The organism is Mariniluteicoccus flavus (assembly GCF_054776655.1).
In genome coordinates, this window is sequence record NZ_BAAHBN010000007.1 from 137,946 (window position 1) to 153,180 (window position 15,235).

Sequence of the window (15,235 nt, forward strand, 5' to 3'; positions counted from 1 at the left end):
GGGACAACCGGCGGGTGTGGCGCCCTATTCCCGCGACGCCGCCGATCGATGACCCTGTCACGGCAGGTCGAACTGCCGTCGCCAGCCGGGCGGGCGTCGGTTCACCCCAGCGGGGTCGACCCCGTGGAGCGGGTGTCGCGCTCCGGGACGTCCAGCGCGATGCGGCTGCGCATGAGGAACACGTTGTAGGGCGCCCACTGCGACATCAGCCAATAGATCGTGTCGCCGTCGAGGAACCAGGGGTGCAGATAGCCGCCGTACAACGCCGGGAACTGCTGCCCGCTCGCCGCGATCTCGCCGGCCGACCACGGCCCGGTGATCGACTCCGCGCTGCGCACCACGATGGCGGCGCGGTCCTCGTCGAGGTGCATCGCGAGCCAGCGCTTCAGACCGTGGTGGTAGGCCACCGACATCTCCCCCACCGGCCCCGGGAAGATCGGCGCGGCGCGGTCCATGCGCGGCTGCCAGTCCGCGCCGTCCCAATACCGGTACGCGGACACGCGGTCGACGGCGTCCGGCCGGGTCCGGGCGGCGTACGCGGACCCGTGCCGCCCGTTGCTGGTCCCGACGAGGTAGACCCAGTCGCCCGCGGCGGGGTCGGTCTCGCGCGCGAAGGTCGCGACCTGGAACCGGCTGCGCCCGAGCAGGTTCGGGAAGCGTCCGCGCAGCGGCTTGGTCCACGTGCGGCCGTCGTCGTCGGAGCGGGCGATGCCGGCCTGGAACGTGCGCCACCGGCCTCCGCGCAGCCAGATCAGCACCGACATCCAGTGGACGTAGTGGACGCCGTCGACGGTGATGCCGCCGTTGGGGATCAGCGTGTGCTCGGGAAAGTTCGTCCTCGGGATGTTCATCCGACTCGACCGGATCACCTGCGCCGCGCCACCCCGCGTACGCCTCACCACGCCCTGGTCGAAGACCAGCCCCTCGCCCTCGAGGTCGCGCGATCGCGACGACAGCAGGACGTTGCGGCGCCAGTCGGCGTTGCGGGGCCCCGCTCCGTGGCCGCCCCATCCCTCGCCGTAGGTGTCGCCGAACATCGAGAACACCCGGTCGTCGCCGGCGTCCCAGAGGAAGCCGAGGTCGGTGCCATGGATGCCGAGGCCGAGGTGGGTCTCGTTGGTCGAGTCGGTGCCGGTGACCTTGCCCAGCAGCGTCGTCTCGGTCACGCGTACGGTCGCGGGGTTCTCGCTCACCCGCGCATCGTAGCGAGCGAGGTTCGGTCCGTTCGGACCGTACGCAGGGCTTGGACCTGCGGGCAGGATGGGGGGACCCGAGCACCCCGAGGAGCCTGATGAGCCACGCCACGACCGACCTGATGCAGTCGCCTGCTGCCGAGAGCGGATGGACGCCGCGAAGGCTCTACCGCGTCGCCGCGACCGCCGAGATGGTCACCTGGACGCTCCTACTGGCCGGCATGGCGCTGAAATACACGGGGGTGACGGAGGTCGGCGTACGCATCGCCGGGCTCTGCCACGGCGCGGCCTTCCTTGCGTACCTGCTGACGAACGTGTTCGTCGCGCTGAACCAGGGGTGGCGTGCGCGCACTGTCCTGCTGGGCTTCGCGACGACCTTCGTGCCGTACGCGACCCTCCCCTACGACCGCTGGCTCGAGCGCCGCGGCATGCTCGAGGGCCCGTGGCGGAAGCCGGTTCCCGGTGAGGACGCGGGGGCTCTCGAGCGGATCCGCGGTTTCGCGCTGGGCCGCCCGTGGCTGGCGATCGCGCTCGCGGTCGTCGTGCTGGGCGCGGTCATGGCGTTCCTGCTGTGGCTGGGCCCGCCGACGGGCTGGGCGACGCGCTTCGCGAACTGACCTGCCCTCCCGGGTGTGGGCGTGCCCTCGGGCTTCGCCCTCGCCCAACTTGTGCACACCGCTGCACGAGTTGGGTCGACACGCCGGGCAAAAGACGCAACACGTGCACCCGCGTGCACAAGTTGCGAGACCCGGCGAAGCCCGAGACCCGGCGAAGCCGGAAACCGGAAACCGGGGAGCCGGGAACGGATCCGAACCAACGCAGAACGCCCGGGCCGATGGCCCGGGCGTTCTGCGTGCACAGCGATGACTCAGTCCAGATAATCCCGCAGCACCTGCGACCGCGACGGATGCCTCAGCTTCGACATGGTCTTCGACTCGATCTGGCGGATACGCTCGCGCGTCACGCCATAGACCTTGCCGATCTCGTCGAGCGTCTTCGGCTGGCCGTCGGTCAGGCCGAAGCGCATCGAGACCACGCCCGCCTCGCGCTCCGAGAGCGTGTCGAGCACGTCGTGGAGCTGCTCCTGCAGCAGCGTGAAGCTGACCGCGTCGGCCGGCACGACCGCCTCGGAGTCCTCGATCAGGTCGCCGAACTCGGAGTCGCCGTCCTCGCCCAGCGGGGTGTGCAGCGAGATGGGTTCGCGGCCGTACTTCTGGACCTCGACGACCTTCTCGGGCGTCATGTCGAGTTCCTTGGCGAGCTCCTCCGGCGTGGGCTCGCGGCCCAGGTCCTGCAGCATCTGGCGCTGGACGCGGGCGAGCTTGTTGATGACCTCGACCATGTGCACCGGGATGCGGATGGTGCGGGCCTGGTCGGCCATGGCGCGCGTGATGGCCTGCTTGATCCACCACGTCGCATAGGTCGAGAACTTGTAGCCCTTGGTGTAGTCGAACTTCTCGACCGCACGGATCAGGCCGAGGTTGCCCTCCTGGATCAGGTCGAGGAACAACATGCCGCGGCCGGTGTAACGCTTGGCGAGCGAGACGACCAGGCGCAGGTTGGCCTCCAACAGGTGGTTCTTCGCGCGGCGGCCGTCCTCGGCGATCCACTCGTAGTCGTCGACCTGGTTCGCCTTCACCTTGGTGCCCGAGTCGTTGAGCCGCTCGTCGGCGAACAGACCCGCCTCGATGCGCTTGGCGAGCTCGACCTCCTGCTCGGCGTTCAGCAGCGCGACCTTGCCGATCTGCTTCAGGTAGTCCTTGACCGGGTCGGCCGTCGCGCCGGCGGCCATGACCTGCTGCTCGGGCTCGTCGGCGTCGTCGGCGTCGGACAGCGAGAAGCCCTGGGTCTCCTCGACGATCTGCTTCTCCTCCACCGCCGCGACCTCGGGCTTGAACTGAGACTCGTCGACGTCGTCGAGGGTGCGCTTCTTGCCGACCGTGAGGACGAGGTCGTCGCCCTCGATCTTGGCCTCGACCTCGGTCGAGCCGGACTTGACCTGGTCGAGCACCTCGACGGCGGTGGGCTCGTCGCCCTTGGCCGCCGCCTTCTTGGCGGGAGCCTTCTTGGCCGGGGCCTTCTTCGCCGGCGCCTTCTTGGCGGCGGTCTTGGCCGGTGCGCTCTTCGCCGTCTTGGCCGCGGCGGGAGCCTTCTTCGCGGGGGCCTCACCGGCCGCCGATGCGGCGGCCTTCTTGGCGGGGGCCTTCGCCGGGGCCTTCACCTCGCCCGCACGGGCGGTGGTGGCTGGAACGGCTGCATCTCGCGTTTCGGGGGGCGTCACAAAGAACCTCTCGCCATGGTCGACTGGTTTTCGGGCGCAAAGAACCACGCTGGTGTCAATGCTGCCGACCGGTTCATTCTGGCACGTCGACCCAAATCTCGACCAATCGGCCCCCGGTCACGTTCGGGCCTGCAGCCGTCAGCTGTCCGCCTTGACGGCCATCACCGGAGCGCCCGCGTCGAGCAGGACCTTCTGGGCGTTGAGGCCCAGCAGGAGTTTCCCGGTGGGCGACCGGCGGCGCAGGCCGATGATGATGATCTCCGCACCCACCTCGTCAGCCACGTCGAGGATGCGCTCGCCGACGAGCCCGAGGTCACTGGGGGCGACGACATCGTGGGCGACCTGCTGACCGGCGAGCGCTTCCGGGACCGCCTCGGCGTCGGCAGCCGTGTTCGGCACCACCACGAGGCGCGTCGCACGGCGCCGGGACTCCGTCACCGCGGCGGCGAGCGCCGCGTGGCCCTCCGGCTTCGTCGAGAATCCGACCACCACTGTCATGCAGAGACCTCCCAGGTGTGGACCGGCTCGTTGCCGGACATCAGCGCAAGGTAGTCCCTCAGCATGCCACGCAGCGCATCGTCTCGTCCTTCGCCCGCACGTTCGCGGGCCTCGACCGCGGCGACCTGCCACGACGCACCGTTCACCCCGGCCGTGGCGCGTCCCTCGATCACGCCGAGATAGGTCGCGATGTCGTCCGGCTCGACCCCCCACATCTCGAGGCCGGCGGCCGCCAGCGGCAGCAGCGTGTCGAGCACGAGCTCGCGTACGGGCCGCTCGCCCTGCCCGGGCCAGGCGATCGTGGCCTCGATGCCGTCGCGCGCGCCGGCGAGGAAGTTGCGCTCGGCCACCGCGTACGCCTCGTCACGCCAGACGGGGTGGTCCTGCGTCGCGAGGGCCCTGGTCAGCCCGGCATAGAAGGCGGTGTTGGCGAGCATGTCGACGACGGTCGGCCCTGCCGGCAGCACGCGGTTCTCGACGCGGACGTGGGCCGCGCCGCCGGCGACGTCATAGACGGGGCGGTTCCACCGATAGACGGTGCCATTGAGCATCGACAGTGCGCTGAACTCCGGCACCGCGTCCTCGACCGCGTCGGTCGCCTCCTCGCCGGTCTCGGGCAGGATCGGCTCGAAATGGCGCTCGTTCTCCTCGAACAGGTCGACCATCGAGGTGATCCAGCGCTCGCCGAACCAGACCCGCGGCTTGTCCTCGGCGGCCTTCTGCTCGGGGCTCCGCAGGTCGGTCGACTGGTCGAACAGCGCGATGCGGCTCTCGGCCCACAGGCGCCTGCCGAGGAAATAGGGCGAGTTCGCGCCCAGGGCCAGTTGGATGCCGGCGATGGCCTGCGAGGCGTTCCAGTACGCCGGGAACACCGAGGGCGCCACCTGCAGGTGGATCTGGTGGGAGGTGCAGGCCGCCTCCGGGGCGATCGAGTCGACGGTCCACTCGAGGCGCTCGGCGCCGCTGATGTCCAGCGCGACCGGGCGGCCGCCCCGCATGCGCCGCATCTGCTCGTCCATGACGCGGTAGCGCAGGTTGTCCGACAGCGAGTCCGACGTCAGGTGGCCCCGCCCCAGCGTGGGCAGGATGCCGATGGCGGCCAGGCGTACGCCGAGGCTGCCCGCCCGCGAGCGCGCATCGTTGAAGGTGCTGCGGATGGTGTGCTCGAACGCCGACAGGCCGCTGGGGCCGAGCTGGCGGGGCGGCAGGTTCATCTCGATGTTGAACAGGCCGAGCTCCGGCACGAACTGGGGGTCGTTGATCGCCTGCAGGACCGCGGCGTTGTTGAGCGCCGGCTCCTCGTTGGCGTCCACGAGGTTGATCTCGAGCTCCATGCCGGCCCGCGGATTGGCCTCGTCGAACGCGTGCTCGTCGAGCATGGTCCGCAGCTGCTCCAGCTCGGCCGCGGCCGCCTTCCGGAAGCGTGCGAAGTCCTCGTCGGTGTAGTCGGAGCGTCCGATGTCGTCACCCATGAGCGACAGTCTTGCGTACAGGTCGACATTTCCCCGATTCCGGCCCACCGGGGCGGGCCCGTGACAGAGTTGGCCCGTGACGAACCCGATGAACCTCGACGCCGATGTCGCCGCCTACTACACGGCCAACGACGACGGCACCTTCCAGCCGACCCTCCACGTGCAGGGCGCGTGGGTCGACCACGAGCAGCACATGGCGCCGGTCGGCGGGCTGATGATCCACGCGATCGAACAGCACGAGCCGCGCGACGACCTGCAGCTGGCGAAGATCACCTTCGAGATCCTCGGCCAGATCCCGGCCGAGCCGACCACGGTCGAGGTCGAGGTCGTTCGCCCGGGCAAGACGATCCAGCTGCTCGAGGCCACACTGTCCGTACGCGGCCGCGCGGTCGTGAAGGCGACGGCCTGGCGCCTGCTCCGCGTCGACTCCACCCCGGTGGCGGGCACGCCGTGGGAGTCCATGCCGGGTCCGGACGCGTTCGAGCCGTACGACTCGACCACGAAGTGGCCCGGCGGCTACATCGCCTCACTCGAGTGCCGCATGGACCCCGCGTCGGAGCCTGGCCGCGGCCGGGTCTGGATCCGCACCGACAAGCCACTCGTCGCCGACGCCCAGGTCTCCCCCACCGCCGAGTTCTGCAAGCTCATCGACACGGCCAACGGCATCGCGACGCGAGTCCATCCGCGCGAGTGGATGTTCCCCAACACCGACCTCACGATCCACCTCTTCCGCTCGCCGCGGGGGCCGTGGGTGGGCTTCGACACCGAGGTCACGTTCGGCCCGACCGGCGTGGGCCTCACGTCCACGACGCTGCACGACCTCGACGGCCCGGTCGGCCGTTCGGAGCAGATCCTGACCGTACGCCCGCTCCCGCCGGGCTGACCCCAACGTGAGCCGGAGTGGTGACGCTCACGTGATCCGTCTCACATAGCGAGAGGTTATGACCCATTCGAGGGTCACCTCTGGCTAACTACTCGCCAGTATGGTTACGCTCCCGTAACCCCTTACCGAGGGGTGCGCGCAGAAGCGTTTCCTATCGCACGACGAGGTGTGAGAAGTGTTGAGAAACCTTGCTGGCGGCTGTCTTCTGGCCCTGGGGACCACAGCCGTCCTATTCCTGGGATCCGGGTCCGAGCTCGAGCACGTGGCCCTCGTGGGCGCCGCTCTGGGCGGCGTCCTGGGACTGGTCCCGTCCGAGCACCAGTTGGGGAGGTTCCTGGGCTTCGCCGCAGGATTCCTGCTCGCGTGGGCCGGCTTCGCCGTGCGCGCAGCCGCGCTGCCCGACTCGACGACGGGGCGCGCGATCGCGTGCCTCGGCGTCCTGCTGCTGCTCGCCGTCGTGGCCGGGGTGTCCGGCGGACGGATCCCCCTGTGGTCGATGCTGCTCGGGGCGGCCGCGATCGCCGCGGCGTACGAGACGACCTACACCGGCGCCCCCGCGCGCTTCCTGATCGACTCCCCGCAGGCGGCCACCACGGTGCTGGTCGCGGCGTCGGTCGGCGTACTCGCCACGACGCTGGCGCAGCTGGTCGGCCGCGGCGAGAGGGCGCGTACGCCCGACCGCCCCGCCGACACGACCCAGCCCCATCCCGACGCCCATCCCCATGACCGCCTCACGGTCGACGACGCCCTCGGAGGCCGCGCATGACCACCAACCGACGACTCATCCTCCGCGCCGCCGGCCTGACCGGCGCGACCGGCCTGGCCCTCACCTCGTTCGCCCCCGCGGCCCACGCGGAGGGCCCGGTGTCAGTGACGAACACCGAGACCGTGCAGGCCTACCTGGCCCCCGACGGCACTGTCCGCGAGGCCCGCATCTATGAACAGCTGGCGCTCGAGGGCAGGGGCACCGCGAAGATCTCCAACCCGGTGGCCACCGACGGCCTGCGCAACCTCGACGAGTTCGGCGGCTTCCAGGTCGTGAACAGCAGACTCGAGACGACGCAGCAGGTCGACGGACAGGCGCGGCTGCGCACCGTGTCCAATTACGACGCGAAGAAGATCCCGCTGAAGGTCAAGGTGTCCTACAGGCTCGACGGCAAGCCGGTGACGGCGAAGCAGCTGGTGGGAAAGTCGGGCGCGCTCGACGTCCGCTATGTGGTCGAGAACGTGACGGGCCGCGACCAGACGTTCCAGGTCGACGACGGCACCGGGAAGATGGTCGAGCGCACCGAGCGCGTCGTGGTCCCGATGGTGGGACAGCTGACGACCACGCTCCCCTCCACGTTCTCCGACGTGCAGAGCGGCGAGGCCAACATGGCCGGCGACGGCCGCGGCGGGACGAAGCTGTCGTTCACGATGACGCTCTTCGGCCCCATCGGCAGCCCGAAGGCGGAGTTCGGCTACACCGCGCAGATCAAGGACGGCGCCGTGCCACCGGCGTCGGTGTCGGGCCTGCCGGTCAACCCGTTGCAGAGCCCGTCGTTCAAGGCGGGCGCGGCGTCGTACGGGGCCGGCGCGAAATCGGGACGCGACCTCAGCTCGGGCGCGGCCCAGATCGACGAGAACCTGATCAAGCTCCGCGACGGCGGCAACCAGCTCCTGGCGGGTCTGGTCAAGCTGCGCGAGGGCTCGGCCGAGCTCAACAGGGGGTTGTCGACCGAGGCCGCACCGGGTGCCCGCCAGCTCGCGGACGGCGGCGACCAGCTCAAGGACGGCGCGGGCCAGCTCAAAGACGGCACCGGCAAGCTCAAGGAGGGCACCGGCAAGCTCGCCGACGGCACGCTCCGCCTCGTCGACGGCACCGGCCGCCTGGTCGAGGGCACGGTGAAGCTGCAGAACGGAACGGTCCAACTGAAGGACGGCACCGTGAAGCTCGTCGACGGCACCGGCCGCCTCAAGGACGGCACCGGACGCCTCGTCGACGGCACGGGACGTCTGGTCGACGGCACCGGGCGCCTCGCCGCGGGCACGGTCGAGCTCGCGGCCGGCACCGGCAAGCTCGCTGTCGGCGCCGAGAAGCTGGAGGGCGGTGCGGCGCAGCTCGACGCGGGCGCCGACAAGCTGTACGCAGGCCTGTCCGAGGCCACGAAGAGCGCCCCGCAGCTCATCGCCGGCCTGGAGAAGATCTCCGCCGGGCTGAACGACCTGGACGCCGGCATGGTCAAGATGTATGACCAGATCGGCGGCGTCCCCGAGAAGGCCAAGCCGCTGCACGAAGGCATCCAGAAGCTGCAGAAGGGGATCGGGTCGACCAAGAGCGAGGGCACCCTGCTGCACGGCGTCGACCAACTGCGTACGCAGATCGGCGAGGGCGCGGCCGGGCTGCTCACGGTGGCCGACAAGGTCTACAAGGAGTCGGACTCCAAGGACACGGCGGGTGCCTACCAGAAGATCGACTGCGCGGTTCAGGTCGCCAAACAGCTCAACGAGGGTGGCTATGGCACGAACCCGGACGGCTCGAAGCGGACGACGTTCGACCCGTTCTGCTACGGCGGCCAGGCGGCCATCCTCAACGCCGCCGCACCCCTGGGGTCCACGGCCGGCGAGTCCAACCCCATCAAGAAGTTGATCCTGGCCAACCTGGCCGCCGAGCTCGCCAAGGGCCGCGACCAGCTCGCCGACCCCAACAAGCTGGGCAACCCGAACAGCGCCGCGTACATCGACGGGGCGAAGCCCGATCCGTCGTCGGCAACGATGCAGCAGGCGCTGACCTACATCGGGGGTCGCCTGAAGAACCGTGCCGTGCCCGGCCTGGTCAAGGTCGAGTGCGGACTCAGCGCGACGTCGTTCGGCACCGATCCGAAGGCGAGTCCCTGTGCCGACCCGAAGACAGGTCAGTTCGCGCCGGGCATCCTCGAGGGGCTCGGCCTCGTCGACCAGGGCGTCACGACGCTGGTGAACGAGGTCGTCAAGGGCGTCCAGACCGGGGTCGGTACGCAGGGCCAGCACGATGCGGCGCTCGCGGCGGCCAAGAAGGGCGAGTCGGTCGAGGCCTCCTCGCTGCGCGCCGGCACCGGCGCCCTGAGCGGCGGCATGGACCTGATCCAGGAGGGCGGCGCGCGGCTGCTCGAGGGCATGACCCAGCTGCAGGCGGGCGCCGGGCAGCTCAAGCAGGGCACCGGGGCCCTCAGCCTCGGCGCGGTCGAGCTGTCCAACGGCGTGGTCGCGGCCGATGCGGGCGCGAACAGGCTGAAGGCCGGCGCCGGCGAGCTCAGTGCCGGGGCCGGCGAACTGAAGAAGGGCGCCAGCGAGCTGAACAGCGGCGCGGGCGAACTCAACACGGGTGCCGGGAAGCTCGACGCCGGCGTCGGCGAGGTCAACAAGGGCGCGGGCCAGCTGAACCAGGGCGCAGGCGAGCTGAACAAGGGTGCCGGTGACGTCAACCGGGGTGCCGGTGAGTTGAACCAGGGCGCGGGCAAGCTCGACGAGGGCGCGTCCAAGCTCTACGACGGTGCGGGGCGGTTGAAGGACGGAGCCACCAAGCTGGCCACCGGCCTCGACAAGGCGGCTGACGGCTCCTCCCAGATCGCCGACGGCACCCGCGAGGCCGCCGACGGCGGTGCGAAGATCCCCCAGGGCGCGAACGAGCTGCACGAGAAGGGGTCTTCGAAGCTCATGGACGCCGGCAAGAACACCTCGGTCGACTACGGCGTGAAGTACGCCGCCATCGAGGCGGGCGCCAAACGGGCCGAGCAGGAGGCCATGCCGATCGGCGCCCCGGCCGGGGCGCAGGGCATGACGGCCTATTCGTTGGAGATCGACGGTGTCGACGGCTCCGAGTCGCGCAGCCTGGGCCAGGGCCTCGCCGGTCTCGGCATGTTCGCCGCAGCGGCAGCGCTCCTGCGGAAGCGGTTCGCGGCCTGATCGACGGGGCACGATGACGTCGAGACGGTGCTGATGACGGCGGTGGTCCCCCACGGGGCCACCGCCGTTATCGTTGCCCGCATGGATTCCGCGCAGCCCCCGAGCCCGAAGCATGTCGACACCGTCCGCGAGCACCACGGGGACCGGTTCGTCGATCCGTTCGAATGGCTGCGGGACAAGGAGAATCCGGAGGTCCTCGCCCACCTCGAGGCCGAGAATGCGTGGACCGAACAACAGACGGCCCACCTGGCCGAGCTCACCGAGGACATCTTCGAGGCGGTCAAGGCGCGCACGAAGCAGACCGACCTCAGCGTTCCCGCGATCGCCACCCACACGCGCGACGGCGCGCCGGTGCGCTACTGGTACTACACCCGCACCGTCGAGGGATCCGAATACGGCCTGCACTGCCGGGCCCTCGCGACCTCCGACACCCCGCCCGACCCCGAGCGTCCGATCGCGGGCGAGGAGGTCATGCTCGACGGCAACGCCGAGGCGCAGGGCCACGAGTTCTTCTCGATCGGTGCGTTCGCGGTGTCTCCCGACGGACGAGTGCTGGCGTACTCGGTCGACCACACCGGGGCCGAGCGTTACACGCTGCGGTTCCGCGACCTGGACACGGGCGTCGATCGCTCCATCTCCATCGACAACACGGCCTGGGGCCTCGCGTGGGCGGGCAACGACCACGTCTTCTACACCCGCGCCGACGAGTCGTGGCGTCCCCACCAGGTGTTGCGCCACCGGCTCGGATCCCCCGACGGGGACAGCGACCCCGTGGTGTTCACCGAGGACGACGAGCGACACTGGCTCGATGTCACCGACTCGCGGGACGAGCGATTCCTGGTGTTGTCCACGGCGTCGAAGCTGACGTCCGAGTGCTGGCTCCTGGCCACCGACGACCCCGAGGGAGAGTTCTCCTGCGTGGCGCCGCGCCGCGAGGGACTGGAATATGAGATCGAGCCCGCCGGGGACCGCCTGCTCATCGTGCACAACGGCGACGGGCCGGATTTCGCGCTGGCCGACGCACCGCTGACCGCGACGTCCACCGACGACTGGCGCACGGTCCTCCCCCACCGCGCCGGCGACCGCATCCTCGGTGTGGACGCGTACGCCGGCCACGCCGTCGCCTCGCTGCGGCGCGACGGCCTGACCGCGCTGCATGTCCTTCCCCGCAACGAATCCGGCGACCTGCTCCCGGGTCGCGATGTCGTGTTCGACGAGCCGATCCACACGGTGTCGGCGACGGGGGCGTTCGACTACGACGCGACGACCATCCGACTCGGTTACACGTCGATGGTGACGCCGTCGTCGGTGCTGGACCTCGACCTCACGACCGGCGAAACCGTGCTGCTGAAGGAAACGCCGGTGCTCGACCACCCGACCGAGGGCCCGTACATTCGCGAGAACTACGTCCAGGAACGGGTCTGGGCCATCGCCGACGACGGGACCCGCGTACCCATGTCGGTGGTACGCCACCGCGACACCCCGCTCGACGGCACCGCCCCGGCGCTGATCTACGGCTATGGGTCCTACGAGGTGTCGATGGACCCCTACTTCTCGTTCCTCCGCCTTTCGTTCCTGGACAGGGGTTTCGTCTACGCGATCGCCCACGTCCGCGGCGGCGGTGAGCTGGGCCGCCACTGGTATGACGAGGGCAAGATGCTCGCCAAGACCAACACCTTCACCGACTTCATCGCCTGCGCGCGTCACCTGGTGGATCAGGGATTCACGTCCAGCGACCGGCTGGTGGCCGAGGGCGGATCGGCCGGCGGACTGCTGATGGGCGCGATCGCGAACCTCGCCCCAGAAGCGTTCCGCGCGATCCACGCCTCGGTGCCGTTCGTCGACCCCCTGACCAGCATCCTCGACCCCGACCTGCCGCTCACCGTCACCGAGTGGGAGGAATGGGGCGACCCGCTGCACGATCCGGAGGTCTACGGCTACATCCGCGCATACTCGCCCTATGAGAACGTGCGCGCCACCGCGTACCCGTCGATCCTCGCCACCACGAGCCTCAACGACACGCGCGTGCTCTATGTGGAGCCCGCCAAGTGGGTCGCCGCGCTGCGCGAGAAGGCGACCAACGGGACGGATCGGCCGATCCTGCTGAAGACCGAGATGGTCGCCGGACACGGCGGCGCGAGCGGACGCTATCGCGCGTGGCGCGAGCACGCATTCGAGTACGCGTGGCTGATCGACCAGGCCACGCAGGCGATTCCCGGGCGGGGGCATCAGACCACGGTCTGACACCGATCGGACGGGTTCGGCTCAGGGTCGGGTTCAGGGACTCTTCAGGGTTGTTGGGGAATCCTTTTGCCCCGGTGGCGCGTTGACGCTGGTGAAGGCAACGAAAGGAGCCATCCACATGGCCACGAGCACCGCCCCCCGCGTCCGCGCCAACGAGGGCATCGACGGAAAGGACGCCGTCGGTCTCTATCTCGACGGCATCGCGAAGACGCCCCTGCTGACCGCGGAGGACGAGGTCGAACTGGCCCGCGCGATCGAAGCGGGCCTGTACGCCGAGCAGATCCTCGCCGGTGAGGTCAACCAGACCCAGCGCACGGCCGGTGCCCGCGAGAACGGCAAGGCCGCGAAGCGCATCTCCCGCGACGAGCTCGAGGAGCTCGCCGAACTGGGCCGCCGCGCCCAGGAGCGCTTCACGCAGGCCAACCTTCGTCTGGTGGTGTCGGTCGCCCGCAAGTACGGTCGCGCACAGATGCCGCTGCTCGACCTCGTGCAGGAGGGCAACACGGGCCTGATCCGTGCGGTCGAGAAGTTCGACTACACCAAGGGCTTCAAGTTCTCGACCTACGCCACCTGGTGGGTGCGCCAGTCGATCTCCCGCGGCATCGCCCAGCAGGGCCGCATCGTCCGCCTCCCGGTCCATGTCGCCGAGCAGGTCAACCAGGTCGGCTCGGTCCGCCGGACCCTGGAACGCCGCCTCGGCCGCGAGCCCGAGATCGCCGAGATCGCCGACGAGATGGGCCTCGAGCCCGAGAAGGTCGTCGACCTCATGCGCTATGGCCGCGACCACATCTCCCTCGACGCCCCCGTCGAGGAGGACGGCGACACCTCGCTGGGCGACCTGATCGCCCGCGAGCCCCAGCCCGGCCCCGACGAGATGGTTATCGACGCCGAGGAGCGCCAGCGCCTGGAGTCGATGCTGTCGAACCTCGACGAGCGGTCCGCCGACGTCGTACGTCGCCGCTACGGCCTGCTCGACGGCCGCCAGGCCAAGCTCGCCGACATCGGCGCGGTCTGGGGCATCACGGCGGAGCGCGTACGCCAGATCGAGCGGCACGCGCTGACGAAGCTGCGGGAGAACACGGAACTGGCTGCGTAGTTGGATTGCGTCGCTCCGCGACGCGTACGGCCTCGCGCGGTAAACATTGCGTCGCTCCGCGACGCGTACGGCCTCGCGCGGTAAACATTGCGTCGCTCCGCGACGCGTACGGCCTCGCGCGCTCAATCCGGTGTCTTCGGACACTGGGCGCGCGAGTCCCAAGAGCTCCCCACTCACGTTCTCCGAGCGAGCGCCAGCGAGTCGAGGGCCACACGCTCTCCGAGCGAGCGCAGCGAGTCGAGGAGCCCACCCCCGAAATCCATCCCCGAACACCCTTCCTTTATTCGAACAGGTGGACTATACTTGGGAGTGAGAGGAGGCCCCCATGACCACCACCCCCGCACCCACCCAACGCGAACTCGTCACCGCCGTCCGCGAGAACCTCGCCACCCAGATCGCCACCGAAAGCAAACAACTCGCCCTCGTCGCCCTCATGTGCGACGCCTGGGCCCTCACCTCCTCCCCCGCGACCGACCCCCGCGCCGAAGGCGACCTCCCACCCTCACTCCTGTTCGGCGAACAACTCCTCGACGCCGGCGCCGACGGCACCCCGCAGGTCGCCGAATTCCTGTCGGTCGAACTCGGCCCCGCCCTCCAGATCTCCCCCGACGCCGCCTGGCGACTGATCGGCGACGTCCTCAACCTCCGCCACCGCCACCCCATCCTCTGGGAACACGCCCTCACCGGCCGCGTCCGCGCCTGGGTCGCCCGCAAGATCGCCGCACTCACCGCCCCCCTCAGCCAGACCGACGCCCGCCACCTCGACACCCTCCTCGCCCGACGGATCACCGGCGCCACCCCCGCCCAACTCCTCGCCGAAACCGAACGCCTCCTCACCCTCCTCGACACCAACGCCGACAACCGCCGCGAACGCGCCCGCCACAACCGCACCATCACCATCAGCGCCGACGGCCGCACCGACGGCCACGCCTGGCTCGAAGGCACCCTCGACGCCACCGCCGCCATCCACCTCAACACCACCCTCGACCAGACCGCCCACGCGTTGAAGACCGGCGGCATGGACGGCACCCACGCCGAACTCCGCTCCGAAGCCCTCGGACTCCTCGCCCACCCCCACCGCGCCCACCACCTCCTCGACCACGCACTCCCCCTCCACGACCTACCCGACATCACGACGGGCGAACAGGCGGGCGCCGAGCAGACCGTGGCCACCGCCGCGTCCTGCTGCCCGAACACCGGTGCGGCAGGCCAACCCGGCCGCTGCCTGCCCGATCCCTGCCGCCACGGCGCCGAGCTGGTCATCCGCGTCCGCGAACGCGAACTCCACCAAGGCCTCGGCGGCGTCCTCGACGGCTTCGGACCCGTCACCCAGGCCCACCTCACCGAGATCCTCGCCGGCTGCACCCACGTCACCATCCGACCCGTGATCGACCTCCACGAACCCCGCTCCACCGACATCTACACCCCCTCCCCCCTCATCCGGTGGATCGTCGACGAACGCGACCAACGCGAAATGTTCCCCTTCTCCAACCGCAAAGCCCGGTCCCGGCTGATCAACCACGACCACACCATCCCCCGCTCCCAGGGCGGCACCACCGACACCGGCAACCTCGGACCCCTGTCCCGCCGGGTCCACCGTGCGAACACCCACGGGAACCTCACCGTGGAACAACCCCGCCCCGG

At 70.0% G+C, this 15,235-nt stretch carries 11 protein-coding genes; 7 read left to right on the top strand and 4 right to left on the bottom strand.

Going from position 1 to position 15,235, the window contains the following annotated elements:
- Positions 1-101 precede the first annotated feature (101 nt).
- Positions 102-1,193: a DUF4185 domain-containing protein gene (locus ACYVAG_RS12945; RefSeq protein ID WP_460770261.1), complete on the bottom strand. Its 1,092-nt coding sequence runs from the start codon at positions 1,191-1,193 to the stop codon at positions 102-104.
- A gap of 98 nt (positions 1,194-1,291) precedes the next feature.
- On the opposite strand from ACYVAG_RS12945, the gene ACYVAG_RS12950 reads away from it, so the two are divergent.
- A complete protein-coding gene (locus ACYVAG_RS12950; RefSeq protein WP_460770263.1) occupies positions 1,292-1,810 on the top strand; it encodes a DUF3817 domain-containing protein in 519 nt (172 codons plus the stop codon).
- A gap of 251 nt (positions 1,811-2,061) precedes the next feature.
- Here ACYVAG_RS12950 and ACYVAG_RS12955 read toward each other — a convergent pair whose 3' ends face one another.
- The 3 genes from ACYVAG_RS12955 to ACYVAG_RS12965 form a co-directional block, all read right to left on the bottom strand.
- Complete coding sequence (locus ACYVAG_RS12955) at positions 2,062-3,474, bottom strand: RNA polymerase sigma factor (protein WP_460770264.1); 1,413 nt, start codon at positions 3,472-3,474, stop codon at positions 2,062-2,064.
- Positions 3,475-3,612: 138 nt separating this feature from the next.
- Positions 3,613-3,972, bottom strand: coding sequence for a universal stress protein (locus ACYVAG_RS12960; RefSeq protein WP_460770266.1), 360 nt, complete (start codon positions 3,970-3,972; stop codon positions 3,613-3,615).
- Positions 3,969-5,444 carry a glutamate--cysteine ligase gene (locus ACYVAG_RS12965; protein WP_460770268.1) on the bottom strand — a complete coding sequence of 492 codons (1,476 nt, stop codon included), beginning with the start codon at positions 5,442-5,444 and terminating at the stop codon, positions 3,969-3,971. The genes ACYVAG_RS12960 and ACYVAG_RS12965 overlap by 4 nt, the downstream gene beginning before the upstream one ends.
- A 76-nt stretch (positions 5,445-5,520) precedes the next feature.
- On the opposite strand from ACYVAG_RS12965, the gene ACYVAG_RS12970 reads away from it, so the two are divergent.
- From ACYVAG_RS12970 to ACYVAG_RS12995, 6 genes are all read left to right on the top strand, one after another.
- Entirely contained in the window at positions 5,521-6,327 is an 807-nt protein-coding gene (locus ACYVAG_RS12970; protein ID WP_460770270.1) for a thioesterase family protein, read from the top strand.
- A gap of 262 nt (positions 6,328-6,589) precedes the next feature.
- On the top strand, positions 6,590-7,093 hold the full coding sequence (locus ACYVAG_RS12975) for a hypothetical protein (RefSeq protein ID WP_460770272.1): 504 nt from the start codon (positions 6,590-6,592) through the stop codon (positions 7,091-7,093).
- A complete protein-coding gene (locus tag ACYVAG_RS12980) occupies positions 7,090-10,251 on the top strand; it encodes a hypothetical protein (RefSeq protein WP_460770273.1) in 3,162 nt (1,053 codons plus the stop codon). Before ACYVAG_RS12975 ends, ACYVAG_RS12980 begins: the two co-directional genes overlap by 4 nt.
- An 81-nt stretch (positions 10,252-10,332) precedes the next feature.
- Positions 10,333-12,495: a S9 family peptidase gene (locus tag ACYVAG_RS12985; RefSeq protein ID WP_460770275.1), complete on the top strand. Its 2,163-nt coding sequence runs from the start codon at positions 10,333-10,335 to the stop codon at positions 12,493-12,495.
- A 118-nt stretch (positions 12,496-12,613) separates the two neighbouring features.
- On the top strand, positions 12,614-13,591 hold the full coding sequence (locus ACYVAG_RS12990; RefSeq protein ID WP_460770276.1) for a sigma-70 family RNA polymerase sigma factor: 978 nt from the start codon (positions 12,614-12,616) through the stop codon (positions 13,589-13,591).
- Positions 13,592-13,916: 325 nt separating this feature from the next.
- The coding region (locus ACYVAG_RS12995) for an HNH endonuclease signature motif containing protein (protein WP_460770278.1) at positions 13,917-15,235 on the top strand (1,319 nt) is incomplete at its 3' end.

Excerpts from the sequence above, each read along its gene's own strand:
- ACYVAG_RS12950 (WP_460770263.1), top strand. The coding sequence starts at position 1,292 with ATGAGCCACGCCACGACCGACCTGATGCAGTCGCCTGCTGCCGAGAGC.
- ACYVAG_RS12960 (WP_460770266.1), bottom strand. The coding sequence starts at position 3,972 with ATGACAGTGGTGGTCGGATTCTCGACGAAGCCGGAGGGCCACGCGGCG.
- ACYVAG_RS12965 (WP_460770268.1), bottom strand. The coding sequence starts at position 5,444 with ATGGGTGACGACATCGGACGCTCCGACTACACCGACGAGGACTTCGCA.
- ACYVAG_RS12980 (WP_460770273.1), top strand. The coding sequence starts at position 7,090 with ATGACCACCAACCGACGACTCATCCTCCGCGCCGCCGGCCTGACCGGC.
- ACYVAG_RS12985 (WP_460770275.1), top strand. The coding sequence starts at position 10,333 with ATGGATTCCGCGCAGCCCCCGAGCCCGAAGCATGTCGACACCGTCCGC.
- ACYVAG_RS12990 (WP_460770276.1), top strand. The coding sequence starts at position 12,614 with ATGGCCACGAGCACCGCCCCCCGCGTCCGCGCCAACGAGGGCATCGAC.